This is a genomic window from Alphaproteobacteria bacterium, from assembly GCA_039980135.1.
Taxonomy (GTDB): Bacteria; Pseudomonadota; Alphaproteobacteria; order UBA6615; family UBA6615; genus UBA8079.
This window is the reverse complement of record JBDXCV010000013.1, coordinates 319,941-334,835: the sequence shown is the minus strand read 5'-3', so window position 1 is coordinate 334,835 and position 14,895 is coordinate 319,941. Positions and strand designations below refer to the sequence as shown.

The following is a 14,895-nucleotide window of genomic DNA, read 5'->3' as shown; positions in this document are numbered from 1 at the left end:
GTGACAATGAACAACGCAGACAACGAAAAGACCGGCGAAGAACCAAGGGGTGAATTGTTCATCCAGACCGCCGCCATGCCCGCCGACACCAACCCGAACGGCGATATTTTCGGTGGCTGGCTGCTCTCTCAGATGGATATCGCGGGGGGAATCGCGGCACGCAGCCACTCGGGCGGCCGGACGGTGACCATTGCCATCGAGTCCATGACCTTCAAGAAACCTGTCCAGGTGGGAGACGTTGTGTCCTGCTATGCGGAGATCGAGCGGGTCGGCCGGACGTCGATGACCTTCCTGATCGAGGTCTGGACGCTACGCCGCGATAGTTTCGTGCGCGAAAAAGTGACCGAAGGCGTGTTCACCTATGTGGCAATAGGACCGGACGGACGACCCCGCGAGATTGAACAGGAGACCTTGAGCGCATGACACGTAAATCTGGAATCGCTGCAATTCTGGTGGGCGCGATCCTTGGGCTCGCGGCCTTCAGTGATGCGGCTATGGCGGGAGAGGCAGATGTGACCGCGGTCGCGGTGCGCAGCGGCAGCACCTACAGCTTCAATGTCACGGTACGCCATGCGGATGAGGGTTGGGATCACTATGCCAATCGGTGGGAAGTGGTACGCATGGACGGTGCGGTCATCGCGACCCGTGAACTCGCCCACCCCCATGTCAACGAACAGCCCTTCACCCGCAGCCTGTCCGGCGTGCGAATACCGGCCGGGACAAAGGAAGTCCGCTTGCGGGCGAACGACAAGGTGCACGGTCTTGGCGGGGTGGAACTGATCGTCGATCTGGTAACGGGGAAATCGCGCAAATCCGGTGGCGGTGCGTCATGACCTCAACCGCGACAGCCGGCCCGGCGCCCGGCTACAAGGACAAGCCCGAGCATTTCGTCACATACGAACCGAGCCCGAAACGCATCCGCGTCAGCTTCGGCGGGGAGACGATCGTCGACACCACGAACGGCATGATTGTTTATGAACGCGGCCATGTGCCGGTCTACTACCTGCCCCGTAAGGACGCGGCGATGGAACTGATGACACGCACGGATCATTCGACCCATTGCCCGTTCAAGGGCGACGCCAGTTATTTCACCGTGAACGCGGGCGGGAAGACGGCGGAGAATGCGGTGTGGAGCTATGAGCTGCCGTTCGACGAAGCGGCGGGGCTGAAGGATTACATCGCCTTCTACTGGAACAAGATGGACGCGTGGCATGAGGAAGATGAAGAGGTCTTCGTGCATGCCCGCAGCCCGAAGGTGCGCATCGATATCCTCGACAGCTCGCGCCCCGTGCGCATTGAATTGGGCGGTATCACCGTCGCCGAGACGACCCGCGCGCGTTTCCTGTTCGAGACCGGGCTGCCGACACGCTATTACATTCCGCGCGACGACGTGATCGCCGAGCTGCGCCCGTCCGACACGGCGACGAATTGCCCCTACAAGGGCACGGCCAGTTATCACCATGTCCAGGTGGGGGCGAAAACCTTCGAGGACATCGTCTGGTTCTACCGGGACCCGGTGCATGAGAGCGCCCGCATCAAGGACTATCTCTGCTTCTACAACGAGAGGGTGGATGCGGTCTTTGTGGACGGTGTTGAGCGGGAGAAGCCCAAAACCAAATGGTCCTAGCCCTCTGATTTGATCGGCGCCGGGTTGACTCTCGTAATTATTTTCATAATTATGGAAATATGAAAATAAAAAACGCCGTCGAACAATTGGCCGGTCTGGCCCAGGAAACGCGCCTGGAGGTTTTTCGCCTTCTCGTGACGGCGGGGCCTGGCGGGCTGCCGGCCGGAGAGATCGGCCGGACCATCGACCTGCCCCTGCCGACCTTGTCGTTCCATCTGCGCCATTTGCGTGAGGCGGGGCTGATTACGTCACGGCGCGAAGGGCGCTCGATCATCTACATCGCCAACTATAACGCCATGAACGCGCTGGTAGGCTTCCTGGGCGAAAATTGCTGCCTGGGAACCGATATCACGATCACACAGACGTCTCGCGACACGGTTGCGGGCAAAGGAGAGATTCAATGAAACGGCTTCATGTGCATTCCCGCGTCGCGGATGTCGAGGCGAGCGTGGCCTACTACAGCAAGTTCTTCGGCCAGGCGCCCGACGTGCGCAAGGACGACTATGCCAAGTGGCTGCTCGACGATCCCCAGGTGAATTTCGCGATCTCGAACGAACCCGGCCACGCGTCCGGCATCGAGCATCTCGGATTCCACTTCGATACCAAGGAAGAGTTCGAAGCGTTTCGGAGCGAGGACGCCCGTGCGCCGCTGGGCCGGACCGACGAAGACGGGACCACCTGTTGCTATGCGAATTCCGACAAGGCGTGGTTCACGGATCCCGACAACGTGCCGTGGGAAACCTTCTTCACGTTTGGTGAGTCCGACACCTATCACGGCCTGGACACGCCCGCCGGCGCTGCGGGCATGCCGGACATGACGCATCAGGCCAGCGCGGGCACATGCTGCGTTCCGGACTGACCGGCGCGCCGTCCCGAAAAGATAAAGGCCCCGCCTGTCGGCGGGGCCTTCGTCGTTTGATGTCGGCTTGAACTAGACCGAGTAATACATCTCATATTCGACCGGATGCGGCGACTGCATGAAGTTGGTCAGCTCTTCCTGTTTCAATGCGATGTAACCGTCGATCTGATCGTCGGTGAACACGTCGCCCTTCTTGAGGAAGTCGCGGTCCGCGTTCAGCGCCTCGAGCGCCTGGCCCAGCGAGCTGCAGACCGTCGGCACACCCTCGAGTTCCTCGGGCGGCAGGTCGTAGAGATCCTTGTCCATCGGGTCGCCCGGATGGATCTTGTTCTCGATCCCGTCCAGTCCGGCCATGAGCATGGCCGAGAAGGCCAGATACGGGTTCGCCGTGGGATCGGGGAAACGCACCTCGACGCGTTTGGCGTTGGGGCTCGTCGCATAAGGGATACGACAGGAGGCCGAACGGTTGCGCGCGGAATAGGCGAGGAGGACTGGGGCTTCAAAGCCGGGGACCAGACGCTTGTAGCTGTTCGTGCTCGCATTGGTGAATGCGTTCAGCGCGCGGGCGTGTTTGATGATGCCGCCGATGTAGTAGAGGCAGGTATCCGACAGGTCGGCATAACCCGAACCGGCGAAGGCCGACTTACCGTCCTTCCAGACCGACTGATGGACATGCATGCCCGACCCGTTGTCGCCGGCAATCGGCTTCGGCATGAACGTGGCCGTCTTGCCGTACTGGGCGGCGACGTTGTGGACCACATACTTGTAGATCTGCATCTGGTCCGCGGCGCGCAGAAGCGTGTCGAACTTCTGTCCGAGCTCATGCTGACTGGGGGCAACTTCGTGATGATGCTTCTCCATCGCGATTCCCATGGCGAGTGCCGTGGTGACCATCTCGGCCCGGATATCGGTCATGGAATCGACAGGTGCCACGGGGAAGTAACCGCCCTTGACGCCCGGGCGATGGCCCATATTGCCCTCGGGGAATTCCGTGCCCGAATTGTACGGGCCTTCTTCGCTGTCGACTTCGTAGAAGCTGCGGTTCATCGAGGCTTCGTAGCGCACGTCATCGAACACGAAGAATTCGGCTTCGGGCCCGAAATAGGCTGCGTCACCCGCGCCGCTGGACGCCAGGTAGGCCAGCGCGAGTTTCGCCGTGCCGCGCGGATCGCGCGTGTAGGGCTCGCCGGTCGCGGGCTCCAGGACGTCGCAGAACAAGATCAACTGCGGCTGGGCGGTGAACGGGTCCATGACGGCGGAGTCGAGGTCCGGCATGAGAATCATGTCGGATTCATTGATTGCCTTCCAGCCGGCGATCGACGAACCGTCGAACATGATGCCATCGGTCAGCAGATCCTCATCGATCGTCGAGACGTGCTGCGCGGTGTGCTGCCACTTTCCGCGCGGATCGGTAAACCGAAAATCCACGAACTCGACGTCGTTCTCTTTAATCATGTCCAGTACGGTTTTGATGTCGGACATTGTTTAGGTTCTCCTGTCTTTCGGAAAAAACTTTGCTGTGTGATCGAACATTAACTCGACTTCAAAACCGTTAGACGGCGTCTTCACCGCGTTCACCAGTACGAATCCGGATCGCCTCGTCGATCGTTGAGACGAATATTTTGCCATCCCCGATGCGGCCCGTGCGGGCTGCCTCCTGGATGGCTTCGATAGCCCGTTCGACCTGAGAATCCTCAAGGACGATCTCGATCTTCACTTTGGGCAGAAAGTCGACGACATATTCCGCGCCGCGGTAGAGCTCCGTGTGGCCTTTCTGGCGGCCGAAACCCTTGGCCTCAACCACCGTAATGCCTTTGAGCCCCACTTCGTGCAGCGCTTCCTTAACTTCGTCGAGCTTGAACGGTTTGATAATGGCTTCAATCTTCTTCATTTATCGCCTGTGTGCCTCCACCGTTTTGCTCAATCGGCGGACGCGGAATGCGCACCGCCGACATATTGGGCATAGCATGGTTTGTGCCACTTGGCACCTACGTGCAATTGATTGAAAATAAAGGAAAAAATAATCCCACGCCACAACCGGTCGCGTTGATATTGCTCCGTTAATAGGCACAACGCCTAATATTTAGTCATTTAGTTGTAAATCCCGCGTACACGCTCGAGCGCCGCCTGAATGTTCTCGACCGAGTTCGCATAGGAAAATCGGACATATCCTTCGCCCAGATGGCCGAAACTGGTGCCCGCGACCGTGGCGACATAGGCCTCGCTCAGCAACTTGTCCTGAACCTCGCGTGCCGACTGGCCGGTACCCGAGATGTTTGGAAATGCGTAAAAAGCCCCCATCGGGGTGCGGCATGAAAACCCGTTGATCCCATTCAGCTCCTCGACGATCACATGTCGGCGCGCGTCGAAGGCGCGCACCATCTCGTGCACGGAATCCTGGGGGCCTTCGAGGGCGGCGATGCCGGCAAACTGGGTCCCGGCGTTGACGCAGGAATGACAATTGATGGCCAGTCGTGTCGCGGCATCGACCAGGCTTTCCGGCCACACCGCGTAGCCCAGCCGCCAGCCGGTCATGGCATAGGTCTTCGACCAGCCGTCGAGGAGGATCAGCCGGTCGCGCAGATGCGCGTAGGACAGCAGGCTGACATGCTCGTGCCCGTCATAGGTCATCTGGCCGTAGATCTCGTCGGACAGAATGGCGACATGGGGATGCTTCTCGAGGCCCGCGGCGAGCTTGTCCATCTCGGCCTTCGGAACGGCGCCGCCCGTGGGGTTGGCCGGCGTGTTGATGATGATCAACCGCGTTCTGGGTGTGATGAGGGAAAGGACTTCGTCGGCATCGAACGAGAAGTCGTTCTCCTCGAGCAGGGGGATCGGGACGGCCTTGGCACCGGAATAGTTGATCGCGGATTCATAGATCGGGAAACCGGGGTTCGGATACATGATCTCGGCACCGGCCTCGCCGAACATCATGATGGCGAAGAACATGGTGACCTTGCCGCCGGGCACGCAGACGATGTTGTCGGGGTTTACCTCCACGCCGCGCAGGCGAAGAATGTCCGCCGCGACGGCTTCGCGCAGCGGCAGGATGCCGGGTGCGGGGGTGTAACCATGATGGCCGTCGCGCAATGCCTTCACCGCGGCCTCGACGATGTGATCCGGCGTGCTGAAATCAGGCTGACCAATCCCCAGATTGATCACGTCATGCCCCTGGGCCTTGAGGCCCTCGGCGCGGGCCAGAACCTCGAAGGCGGACTCGGTGCCGAGCCGGGTCAGATTTTCGGCGGTTTGCAGTCGTGCATTGGTCATAGATGAATGGCTCTGATGGCTCCACGAAACGGCGCGCACTATAGGCGGTTGGGGTTTTGCAGGGCAAAAGCTTTCACGCCGTCCCGGAACCTGCAAACATCGGAATTCGAAATCGGCTGAAAAACAGGCCAAGGGGGAGAAACGGCATGTCCGACGATCAAACACGTCCGCTCGACGATGAGGAAGTCCTGAAATACTGGATTCCGCGGCTGGTTGCTGATGGGGGCGATCCCAACGACGCGCTGGCAGTGCGCAATCGGGCCGCAACCTGGGACGAGTGGCCGGTTGCCTGGGCCGAGATCGGCGACGGATATCTGGAGGTCGGGGCCGATCGCGAAGCCCGCGGCCACGGGTTGAGCGCCGCGGCCGCATATGTGCGCGCCGCGATCTGTTTTCATTTCGCGCAGGTTGTCGCCTTCCATCTGCCGGATCTGAAGTTCAAGCTGCAGGCGCGCAAGACGGAGGCGTTCGCGAAGGCCGCGCCGCTGATGTCGCCGCCGGCGGAACGCATCTCGGTCCCGTTCGGCGACACAACGCTGCCCGCCTATCTGCGCATGCCTGCGGATCGCGACGGCCCGGTGCCGGGCGTGCTGCTGGTACCGGGGCTCGATTCCACCAAGGAAGATTTCGCAACCGTGATGGACATCGCCGTCGCGCGCGGGTTGGCCGTGCTCGCCTTCGACGGGCCGGGGCAGGGGGAGGCCCACCCCGATTTGCTGCTGGGCCCCGACTATGAGGCGTGCATCGCGGCGGCGTTCGAGACGCTGGCGGCGCACCCCGAGGTCGATGCATCACGCATCGGCACGATCGGCCGCAGTCTGGGCGGCATCTATGTGGTCAAGGCGGCGGTGGACCCGCGGATCAAGGCGACGGTCGTGTTTGGTGGTGCCTGGGATCTGAGTGACTGGCCGACCATGCCGCCGTTGATCCGCGCTGGCTTCGTGTGGGCGACCGGTGCGGAGGATGAGGCGGGTGCGTTGGCCCAGGTGCATGACGCGACGCTGGATGATTGTATCGGAGATGTGCGGTCGCCGGTGATGGTCGTGCATGGCCGCCATGACGCGATCTTCAAGGCGGCCCAGGCCGAACGTATCGCCGACGCGCTGCCTGAAAACGGCAAGCTGTGGATGGTCGAGGACGGTGTGCATTGCTGCCACAACCGGGCCTTCGAGGTGCGCACGGGCATGGTGGACTGGCTCGTGGAGCAGCTATGACCGGCGGACTTTCGTTCAATATCCGGTGAGGAACCGCGACCTTTGTGGCAATCATATGCCGACTATCTAATATGCAGGTCGCCGTCCACGCCACGAGGTGACCATGACTCCGCTCCGCAAACTCGCCGCCTTAGCCATCGCGGTTTCGTTTCTCTCCGTTACGCCCGCCGCAGCCGACACAGTCTCCGCCGCCGGGTTGAAGGTGCGCCCGATCGAGGAAGTGTTCACGGATGGCCCGCCGCGGATCGAGGATCTGACCAGCCTCGATGGAATCCTGCGGTTCGTGTCTTCCGTGCCGCTAGCCTGTTCGATGGTCTATGGCGAGACATCGGCCTTCGGTCAGATCACCGTCGATCAGGATATGAACGGTGGCGCCCATACGGACCACCATCCCGCGATCACCGGGCTGAAACCCGACACCACTTATTTCTATCGGGTCCAGGGGACGGCGGTCGACGGCACCCTGTATGTCAGCACGGTGCAGACGTTTCACACGCCCAAGCGCGATGCGAACGCGGCGGCGAACCTTGCCTTGCTCGAAGCGGGCGCGCGCGTCACCGCCGTTTCGAGTAATTTCGGCGGCGGGGCCAACGATGCCAGTTGGGGCGCCAACAGCGCGATCGACGGCAGCCGGGCGACCGAATGGTCGACGGACGGAGATGGCGACAAGGGTTTCATCGAAATCGAATTCGCGGAGCCCAGCGATGTCGGGGCCATCGAGGTCTGGACCCGGTCGATGAGCAACAACACGGCCCGCATCTTCGAGTTCATCGTGACCGCGGATAACGGTCAGAAAGCCGGACCATTCAAGCTGCCCGACGCCAGCAAGCCCTATCGCTTCGATGTGGATCTTCAGGCGAAACGCCTGCGTCTCGACGTGATTGCGAGCAATGGCGGGAATGTCGGGCTGGTCGAATTCGCGGCCTATTCGAGATAGCTGCCAGCAGATAACGCGCTACGACCCGTGGCGCCGAAATAAGCCCGCGAAACGCCTGACGGATAGCAGTGCCGTGCAGGGCGCGTCCGCGCGCCACGCCGTGTTTGATGAGCCGGTCCCATTCCCGGCTGGATAAATTGCGGGGATCGGGATGCTGTTGGTGAAATTCCTCGATGCGCATGTTCGGCTCCTGTGTTGGTTTCGATAGAGCTTTACCGCGCGCAATAACATCAGATATAATGAATAATTATGATTCAAAATATCAGAAAATAAGATATATGGAATTATCCGACTTGCGCATATTCAAGGCTGTCGTCGAGGAAGGCGGCATCACCCGGGCGGCCGAACGGCTGCACCGTGTGCAATCGAACGTGACCACGAGAATTCGCCAGCTCGAAGACGATTTGGGTGTCGAACTGTTCGTGCGGGAGGGGCGGGGGCTGTATCTCGCACCCGTCGGGAGAACACTCGTGGGCTATGCCGACCGGTTGCTTGAACTCGCCGATGAGGCCCGCAATGCTGTGCAGGATTCACGCCCGCGCGGGCTTTTGCGTGTGGGCTCCATGGAAAGCACGGCATCGGTGCGGCTGCCCGAGCCGCTCTCGCGTTTCTGCAATATGTATCCCGACGTGACCCTGGAGCTCTCGACGGGCAACCCGGAGATGCTCTCCAAGGCGATCCTGGCGGGGGAGATCGATGTGGCGTTTGCCGCGGAGCCGATTGCCGATGAGCCCTTCGAGGCGGTGCATGCATTTACCGAAGAGCTCGTGATTGTTTCGAGCGCGGAGCAGGACCCGTTCACCGAGGACCGCGACGGCAGCTGGTCACTGGTCGCGTTTGAGCCGGGCTGTCCCCACCGCAAGCGTTTGCTCGACTGGGTCGAGGGACGCGGCGAGGTGACCGCGCGGCTGGTGGAGATGGGCTCCTATCATGCGATCCTCGGCTGTGTGGTGATCGGCATGGGCATTTCCCTCATGCCGAAGAGCGTGCTCGATACGTTTCCCGAGAAAAAGCGTTTGCGCATTCACCCGCTGCCGAAAGGGCAGGACAGCGCCGACACGCTGCTGTTCTGGCGCCGCGGAAGCGGGAGCCCGAACGTCGATGCGCTGGCCGAATTGATCTCCACACCCGCTCCCACGGGCAAAAAATCACGCGGCCGGCAAAAGAAGGCGGCATAGGTATTTACGCGACTGCTTGACGCGCTCCGGTCCGGCGATTACACAAACGCCCGCTTGTGGTGGCTGTAGCTCAGTTGGTTAGAGCGCCTGGTTGTGGTCCAGGAGGCCGTGGGTTCAAATCCCATCAGCCACCCCATTTTCCCCAAACATATTCTCCGCCGGATTCCTGCGACTGACATGGCGCAACCGGATTGCGTCCGGTGCTGCTAGATTTGCATCTGTTCGCAAGGGGTATCCCGACCAATGACGACTTCCTGGACCTATGGCGCGACCGAGTTGCTGAGCGTCACGCAGATGTACAGCGCGGATGCTGCGGCGGAGGCGCATGGCGTTTCCAGTCTCGAATTGATGGAGCGCGCCGGCGCGGCGATCACAGAAGCGCTGGATGCGAACTGGCCACAGGGCCGCGTGCTGGTGCTCTGCGGGCCGGGCAACAACGGTGGCGACGGATTTGTCGCCGCACGGCTTCTGGCATCGCGCGGCCGCGACGTGACGCTGGCTTTGCTCGGGGATGTCGGGGCGCTGACCGGTGACGCCGCGGCCAACGCGGAGGCTTGGTCCGGCGCGGTGAAGGCCTTGTCGCCGGGGTTGCTCGATGCGGCCGATGTGGTGGTCGACGGGCTGTTCGGCGCCGGGTTGACCCGGCCCGTCGAAGGCGTGGTGTGCGACGTTATCCATGCGATCAACGACCGTGAATTGCCCTGTCTGGCGATCGATGTGCCCAGCGGGGTACACGGCGATAGTGGCGCGGTCCTGGGTGCCGCACCGAAGGCCGATCTGACAGTGACGTTTTTCCGCCGCAAGCCCGGGCATCTGCTGTACCCCGGGCGCGGGCTGTGCGGGCGTGTGCGTGTGGCCGACATAGGTATTCCGGACGACGTGCTTGCCGATATTACGCCGAACCAGTGGTGCAACGGGCCGGCGATCTGGTCGTCGGAATTTCCGCGGCCCGTGCCCGACGGGCACAAATACGGTCGCGGTCATGCGATCGTCGCGGGCGGCGCGGCGTTGACGGGGGCGGCGCGGCTGGCGGCCTACGGCGCATTGCGTTCGGGTGCGGGACTGGTGTCCATCGCCAGTCCGCGGGAAGCCGTGGCGATTTATCGCGCCGGGCGCCCCTCCATCATGGTGCGCGAGACATCCGACACTGAGGCCTTCATGGCCGCCGTGTCGGACCCGCGTGTGCGGGCCGTCCTCGTCGGCCCCGGCAATGGTGTGACCCCGGAGACCCGTGCGCATGTTCTGGCGGCGCTGCATGGCCCGGCCGGTTGCGTGATCGATGCAGATGGCATTTCGGCCTTTGCGGATGATCCCAATGGGTTGTTCGACCGGGTGCGTGGCCGCGCAGAGGAAACCGTGATGACCCCGCATTCAGGGGAGTTTGTCCGAATTTTCGGAGAAGATCTGGATGAAGGCGGGTTCGGCAGGCTCGGCCGGGCACGTGCGGCGGCGGCGCTGTCAGGGGCGGTGCTGGTTCTGAAGGGCGCCGATACGGTGATCGCCGCACCCGATGGCAGGGCGGCCATCAACAACAACGCGCCGCCCACGCTTGCCACCGCCGGGAGCGGTGACGTGCTGGCCGGGTTCATTTTGGGGCTCCTGGCCCAGGGAATGCCCGGATTTTCAGCAGCATGCGCTGGGGTTTGGCTACACGGCGCGGCGGCAACCAGGTTTGGACCCGGATTGATCGCAGACGATATCGCTGCCTGCCTGCCGCAGGTCCTGCAAACCCTCTACGCGGACCTCGGGCTGGAACGGCCGTTGGACGGGGTGCCCGACACCACAATCTGATCGTTCTTCTTAACCCCTGCTCTGGCGTTTACTCGGCTCGTGCGATGGTATAGGACATCCGCCGTTCGGGCGGTTTACGGCTCGAAAGCGCGTGGCGTGCGAGCCTGAAGTTCACCAAGCGCGTGCGCGGGCGTGGCGGAATTGGTAGACGCGCCAGGTTTAGGTCCTGGTGACTGAAAAGTCGTGGGGGTTCAAGTCCCTTCGCCCGCACCAACTGCACAGGCGCGCTGATGCGTATCGAGAAGCGGTTCTTTGCCGCAAACCGGTGATTTTAGAAGGTCGCCGGGACCGGAAACACAAGAAGCAGGAAATCGGACCTGGATATGGAAGTCGTCGAAACAAATACCGAAGGTCTGCAGCGTGATTTCAAGATCACGATTGTGGCGAATGATATTCAGCAGCGCGTCGATGCACGCCTGGCCGAGGTGGGGCGCGATATCAGTATCCCCGGGTTCCGGCCGGGCAAGGCACCGCTCAAGATCCTCAAGCAACGCTATGGCGGGTCGGTGATGGGCGAAGTGCTCGAGGCGGCCGTGCAGGAATCGTCCCAGGAAGTCCTCAGCGAGCGCGGCCTGCGACCGGCGGGCCAGCCCAAGATCGAGGTCGTCTCCTTCGATGAGGGCAAGGATCTGGAATATGACCTCTCGGTCGAGATACTGCCGGACATCGAGACTGTTGACCTCGCGTCACTCGAACTGGACCGGGTGAAGGTCACGCCGACGGATGACGAGATCAACGACGCGATCGACCGGATTGCCCAGCAGAACCGCGAGACCAAGCCCATCGAAGAGTCACGTCCGACGGCGCAGGGTGATGTCGTGATCATCGATTTCGAGGGCAAGATCGACGATGAGCCGTTCGAAGGCGGCAAGGGCACGGGCATCCGTCTGGAACTCGGTTCGAACCAGTTCATTCCCGGTTTCGAAGAGCAGCTGGTGGGCGTTGAGCCCGGCAAGCCGCTTCAGGTAAAGGTCGCGTTCCCGGCCGACTATAATGTCGATGAACTGGCCGGCAAGGACGCGGTCTTCGATTGCACCGTGCAGGAGATCCATGCGGCCGTCGAAGTGACGGTTGACGACGCGTTTGCCGAGAATCTGGGGCTCGAGAATCTGGCCGCCCTCAAGGACGCGATCAGCGACCAGCTGGGTCAGGAATACAGCCGTCTGACCCGCGAGCGTACCAAGCGCGACCTCCTCGACAAGCTCTCCGACGCCCATGATTTCGCCGTGCCGCCGCGAATGGCCGAAGATGAGTTCAACCAGATATGGACTCAGATCGAGCAGGCGAAGGAAGAAGACAAGCTCGACGAAGAGGACAAGGGCAAATCCGACGACGAACTGCGTACCCAGTATCAGGAGATCGCCGATCGTCGCGTGCGCCTGGGCCTGTTGCTGTCGCACATCGGCGAGAAGAACGGCCTCACGGTGAGCCAGGAAGAGGTCAATCGCGCGATCATGGAGCAGGCGCGTCAGATGCCGGGCCAGGAACAGCAGGTGATCGAGTTCTACCGGGACAACCCGCAGGCCAGCGCGTCGCTGCAGGCGCCGATCTTTGAGGACAAGGTCGTCGATTTCGTCATCGAAATGGCGAACGTGACCGAGCGCGAGCTGACCCCTGAGCAACTCAACGCGGAGGCCGAAGCCGAAGCCGCCGCCGCCGAGGAAAAGAAACCGGCCAAGAAAAAACCGGCAGCGAAGAAGAAGCCGGCGGCCAAGAAGAAGCCTGCCGCGAAGGCGGCCGCGGGCGACGACGACAAGAAGCCGGCCCGGAAAAAGGCCGCGCCGAAAAGCAAGAAGAAGGACGACGGGGCAACGGCGGAAAAGTAGTTCTGTCGCCGCCGCCTCTTGCGGAGACTCGTTCGAAACCTATTTTGTAGTAACCGCCAGTCTGGCCCGAGTACGGAGTAACTCAACATCATGGCGAATTTCGAAGCACCGCGGATGAACGCGCTTGTGCCAATGGTCGTCGAGCAGACGAACCGCGGCGAACGCGCCTACGACATCTATTCCCGGCTTCTCAAGGAACGTATCATTTTCCTGACGGGACCCGTCGGCGACGAGGTCGCGAGTGTTATCTGTGCGCAGTTGCTCTTCCTGGAGGCGGAAAATCCCAACAAGGATATCAGCTTCTACATCAACTCGCCGGGCGGCGTCGTGACGTCGGGCCTGTCGATCTATGACACCATGCAGTACATCCGCCCGGATGTGGCGACCTTGTGTGTCGGCCAGGCAGCGTCGATGGGTTCGCTGCTGCTCGCGGGCGGCGCGAAGGGCAAACGGTTCGCCCTGCCGAACGCGCGAATCATGGTGCACCAGCCCTCCGGCGGCTTTCAGGGCCAGGCGACGGACATCGAGATCCACGCCCAGGAGATCCTGAAAATTCGTCAGCGGCTGAATGAAATTTATGCCGGGCATACCGGCCAGTCGGTTGAAAAGATTGGCGAGGCGCTCGAACGTGATCGGTTCTACACTGCGGATGAGGCTCAGGAATTCGGGCTGATTGACGAAGTGGTTTCGAGCCGTGCAGACACGGATGGAGACGAAGAAAGCGACTAGATCGACCGCCAAAACGGTTACGTGGTCGATCCGCTCGTTTAACTAATTATTGATCGCTGACGGGTAGCTATTGTTCAATCGCGTCTGTCAGTGATTCGCTTCGGCAGGTATGTCTGTCGGAGACCACGCCCCAGCACGGGACAAGATTGGTATGAGCAAGTCCGGTAACGGCGATTCCAAGAACACTCTGTACTGCTCTTTCTGCGGAAAGAGTCAGCACGAAGTCCGCAAGCTGATTGCGGGTCCGACGGTCTTCATCTGCGATGAATGCGTCGAACTGTGCATGGACATCATCCGCGAAGAGCATAAATCGACGCTCGTGAAGTCGCGCGACGGCGTGCCGACCCCGAAAGAAATCTGCGAAGTTCTCGATGACTATGTGATTGGCCAGGACCGAGCCAAACGCGTGCTTTCGGTGGCCGTTCATAACCACTACAAGCGTCTCAGCGGCGGCCCCAAGGGCAATGAAGTCGAGATCGCCAAATCGAATATTCTGCTGATCGGCCCGACGGGTTGCGGCAAGACGCTGCTGGCGCAAACGCTGGCGCGCATCCTCGATGTGCCGTTCACCATGGCGGACGCGACGACCCTCACCGAAGCCGGTTATGTTGGTGAGGATGTCGAGAATATCATCCTGAAGCTGCTCCAGTCGGCCGACTACAACGTCGAGCGCGCGCAGCGTGGCATCGTCTATATCGATGAGGTCGACAAGATCAGCCGCAAGTCGGACAACCCCTCGATCACGCGCGATGTGTCGGGTGAGGGCGTGCAGCAGGCTCTTCTGAAGATCATGGAGGGCACGGTTGCCTCGGTACCGCCGCAGGGTGGGCGCAAGCATCCGCAGCAGGAATTCCTGCAGGTCGACACAACCAACATCCTGTTCATCGTCGGCGGCGCGTTCGCCGGTCTGGAACGGATTATTGCCAGCCGTGGCAAGGATACTGCGATCGGCTTCGGTGCTGACGTGCAGAGCCTTGATGACCGTCAAACGGGCGAAATTCTCAGCGAAGTCGAGCCCGAAGATCTCCTGAAGTTTGGGCTCATCCCGGAATTTGTCGGGCGCCTGCCGGTGCTGGCCACGCTCGGCGACCTCGATGAGGATGCGCTCATCCAGATTCTTACCCAGCCGAAGAACGCGCTGATCAAGCAGTATCAGCGTCTGTTCGAGATGGAGGGGGTCGAGTTGTCCTTCGCGGAGGATTCGCTGCGGGCGATTTCGAAGAAGGCGATCGCGCGCAAGACCGGCGCGCGCGGCCTGCGCTCCATCATGGAGAACATCCTGCTCGACACGATGTTCGAACTTCCGGGAATGGACGGTGTCGAGGAAGTCGTGATCAACGGCGAGGTCGTCGAGGGCAATGCGACGCCGCTGCATATCTATGCGGACAAGCGCGAGGATCTGGGCACCAGTGCCTGATCCGGTCTGAATGGCCTCCGGTCCGTTTTTCTGCATCACCGATCGTC

The 14,895-nt window shown here is 61.3% G+C and carries 15 protein-coding genes and 2 tRNA genes; 14 read left to right on the top strand and 3 right to left on the bottom strand.

Annotated elements, in window-relative coordinates; genetic code table 11:
- The first annotated feature begins 6 nt into the window (after positions 1-6).
- The 5 genes from ABJ363_17470 to ABJ363_17450 are packed head-to-tail and all read left to right on the top strand — an operon-like array spanning position 7 to position 2,486.
- Complete coding sequence (locus ABJ363_17470) at positions 7-423, top strand: acyl-CoA thioesterase (GenBank protein ID MEP4380777.1); 417 nt, start codon at positions 7-9, stop codon at positions 421-423.
- Positions 420-833 carry a hypothetical protein gene (locus tag ABJ363_17465; GenBank protein ID MEP4380776.1) on the top strand — a complete coding sequence of 138 codons (414 nt, stop codon included), beginning with the start codon at positions 420-422 and terminating at the stop codon, positions 831-833. The genes ABJ363_17470 and ABJ363_17465 overlap by 4 nt, the downstream gene beginning before the upstream one ends.
- On the top strand, positions 830-1,627 hold the full coding sequence (locus tag ABJ363_17460; protein ID MEP4380775.1) for a DUF427 domain-containing protein: 798 nt from the start codon (positions 830-832) through the stop codon (positions 1,625-1,627). Before ABJ363_17465 ends, ABJ363_17460 begins: the two co-directional genes overlap by 4 nt.
- 59 nt (positions 1,628-1,686) lie before the next feature.
- Positions 1,687-2,031, top strand: a complete 345-nt coding sequence (locus tag ABJ363_17455) for a metalloregulator ArsR/SmtB family transcription factor (protein ID MEP4380774.1) — start codon at positions 1,687-1,689, stop codon at positions 2,029-2,031.
- Positions 2,028-2,486, top strand: coding sequence for an ArsI/CadI family heavy metal resistance metalloenzyme (locus tag ABJ363_17450; GenBank protein ID MEP4380773.1), 459 nt, complete (start codon positions 2,028-2,030; stop codon positions 2,484-2,486). The genes ABJ363_17455 and ABJ363_17450 overlap by 4 nt, the downstream gene beginning before the upstream one ends.
- A gap of 72 nt (positions 2,487-2,558) precedes the next feature.
- On the opposite strand, the gene glnA is transcribed toward ABJ363_17450, so the two are convergent.
- The 3 genes from glnA to ABJ363_17435 all read right to left on the bottom strand — a co-directional run bounded on the left by glnA (position 2,559) and on the right by ABJ363_17435 (position 5,756).
- Entirely contained in the window at positions 2,559-3,968 is a 1,410-nt protein-coding gene (gene glnA, locus ABJ363_17445; GenBank protein ID MEP4380772.1) for a type I glutamate--ammonia ligase, read from the bottom strand.
- Positions 3,969-4,038: 70 nt separating this feature from the next.
- Positions 4,039-4,377 carry a P-II family nitrogen regulator gene (locus ABJ363_17440; GenBank protein ID MEP4380771.1) on the bottom strand — a complete coding sequence of 113 codons (339 nt, stop codon included), beginning with the start codon at positions 4,375-4,377 and terminating at the stop codon, positions 4,039-4,041.
- 200 nt (positions 4,378-4,577) lie between these two features.
- Positions 4,578-5,756 (bottom strand): pyridoxal phosphate-dependent aminotransferase, encoded by a 1,179-nt coding sequence (locus ABJ363_17435; protein ID MEP4380770.1) that lies wholly within the window; start codon positions 5,754-5,756, stop codon positions 4,578-4,580.
- Between the two features lie 146 nt (positions 5,757-5,902).
- Between ABJ363_17435 and ABJ363_17430 the strand changes: the two genes are divergently transcribed.
- The 9 genes from ABJ363_17430 (at position 5,903) to clpX (ending at position 14,848) form a co-directional block, all read left to right on the top strand.
- On the top strand, positions 5,903-6,970 hold the full coding sequence (locus ABJ363_17430) for an alpha/beta hydrolase (protein MEP4380769.1): 1,068 nt from the start codon (positions 5,903-5,905) through the stop codon (positions 6,968-6,970).
- Positions 6,971-7,073: 103 nt separating this feature from the next.
- The gene (locus ABJ363_17425; protein ID MEP4380768.1) at positions 7,074-7,907 is read left to right on the top strand and encodes a discoidin domain-containing protein; all 834 of its coding nucleotides are present in this window, start codon (positions 7,074-7,076) and stop codon (positions 7,905-7,907) included.
- A gap of 278 nt (positions 7,908-8,185) precedes the next feature.
- Positions 8,186-9,085: a LysR substrate-binding domain-containing protein gene (locus ABJ363_17420; protein MEP4380767.1), complete on the top strand. Its 900-nt coding sequence runs from the start codon at positions 8,186-8,188 to the stop codon at positions 9,083-9,085.
- A 59-nt stretch (positions 9,086-9,144) separates the two neighbouring features.
- A tRNA-His gene (locus ABJ363_17415) sits at positions 9,145-9,221 on the top strand.
- A 107-nt stretch (positions 9,222-9,328) separates the two neighbouring features.
- Positions 9,329-10,876, top strand: coding sequence for an NAD(P)H-hydrate dehydratase (locus tag ABJ363_17410; GenBank protein MEP4380766.1), 1,548 nt, complete (start codon positions 9,329-9,331; stop codon positions 10,874-10,876).
- Positions 10,877-11,002: 126 nt separating this feature from the next.
- Positions 11,003-11,089 (top strand) — tRNA-Leu (locus tag ABJ363_17405).
- A 110-nt stretch (positions 11,090-11,199) separates the two neighbouring features.
- A complete protein-coding gene (gene tig, locus ABJ363_17400) occupies positions 11,200-12,702 on the top strand; it encodes a trigger factor (GenBank protein MEP4380765.1) in 1,503 nt (500 codons plus the stop codon).
- Between the two features lie 90 nt (positions 12,703-12,792).
- On the top strand, positions 12,793-13,431 hold the full coding sequence (gene clpP, locus ABJ363_17395; GenBank protein MEP4380764.1) for an ATP-dependent Clp endopeptidase proteolytic subunit ClpP: 639 nt from the start codon (positions 12,793-12,795) through the stop codon (positions 13,429-13,431).
- Positions 13,432-13,582: 151 nt separating this feature from the next.
- The gene (gene clpX / locus ABJ363_17390; GenBank protein MEP4380763.1) at positions 13,583-14,848 is read left to right on the top strand and encodes an ATP-dependent Clp protease ATP-binding subunit ClpX; all 1,266 of its coding nucleotides are present in this window, start codon (positions 13,583-13,585) and stop codon (positions 14,846-14,848) included.
- The last annotated feature ends 47 nt before the right edge of the window (positions 14,849-14,895 follow it).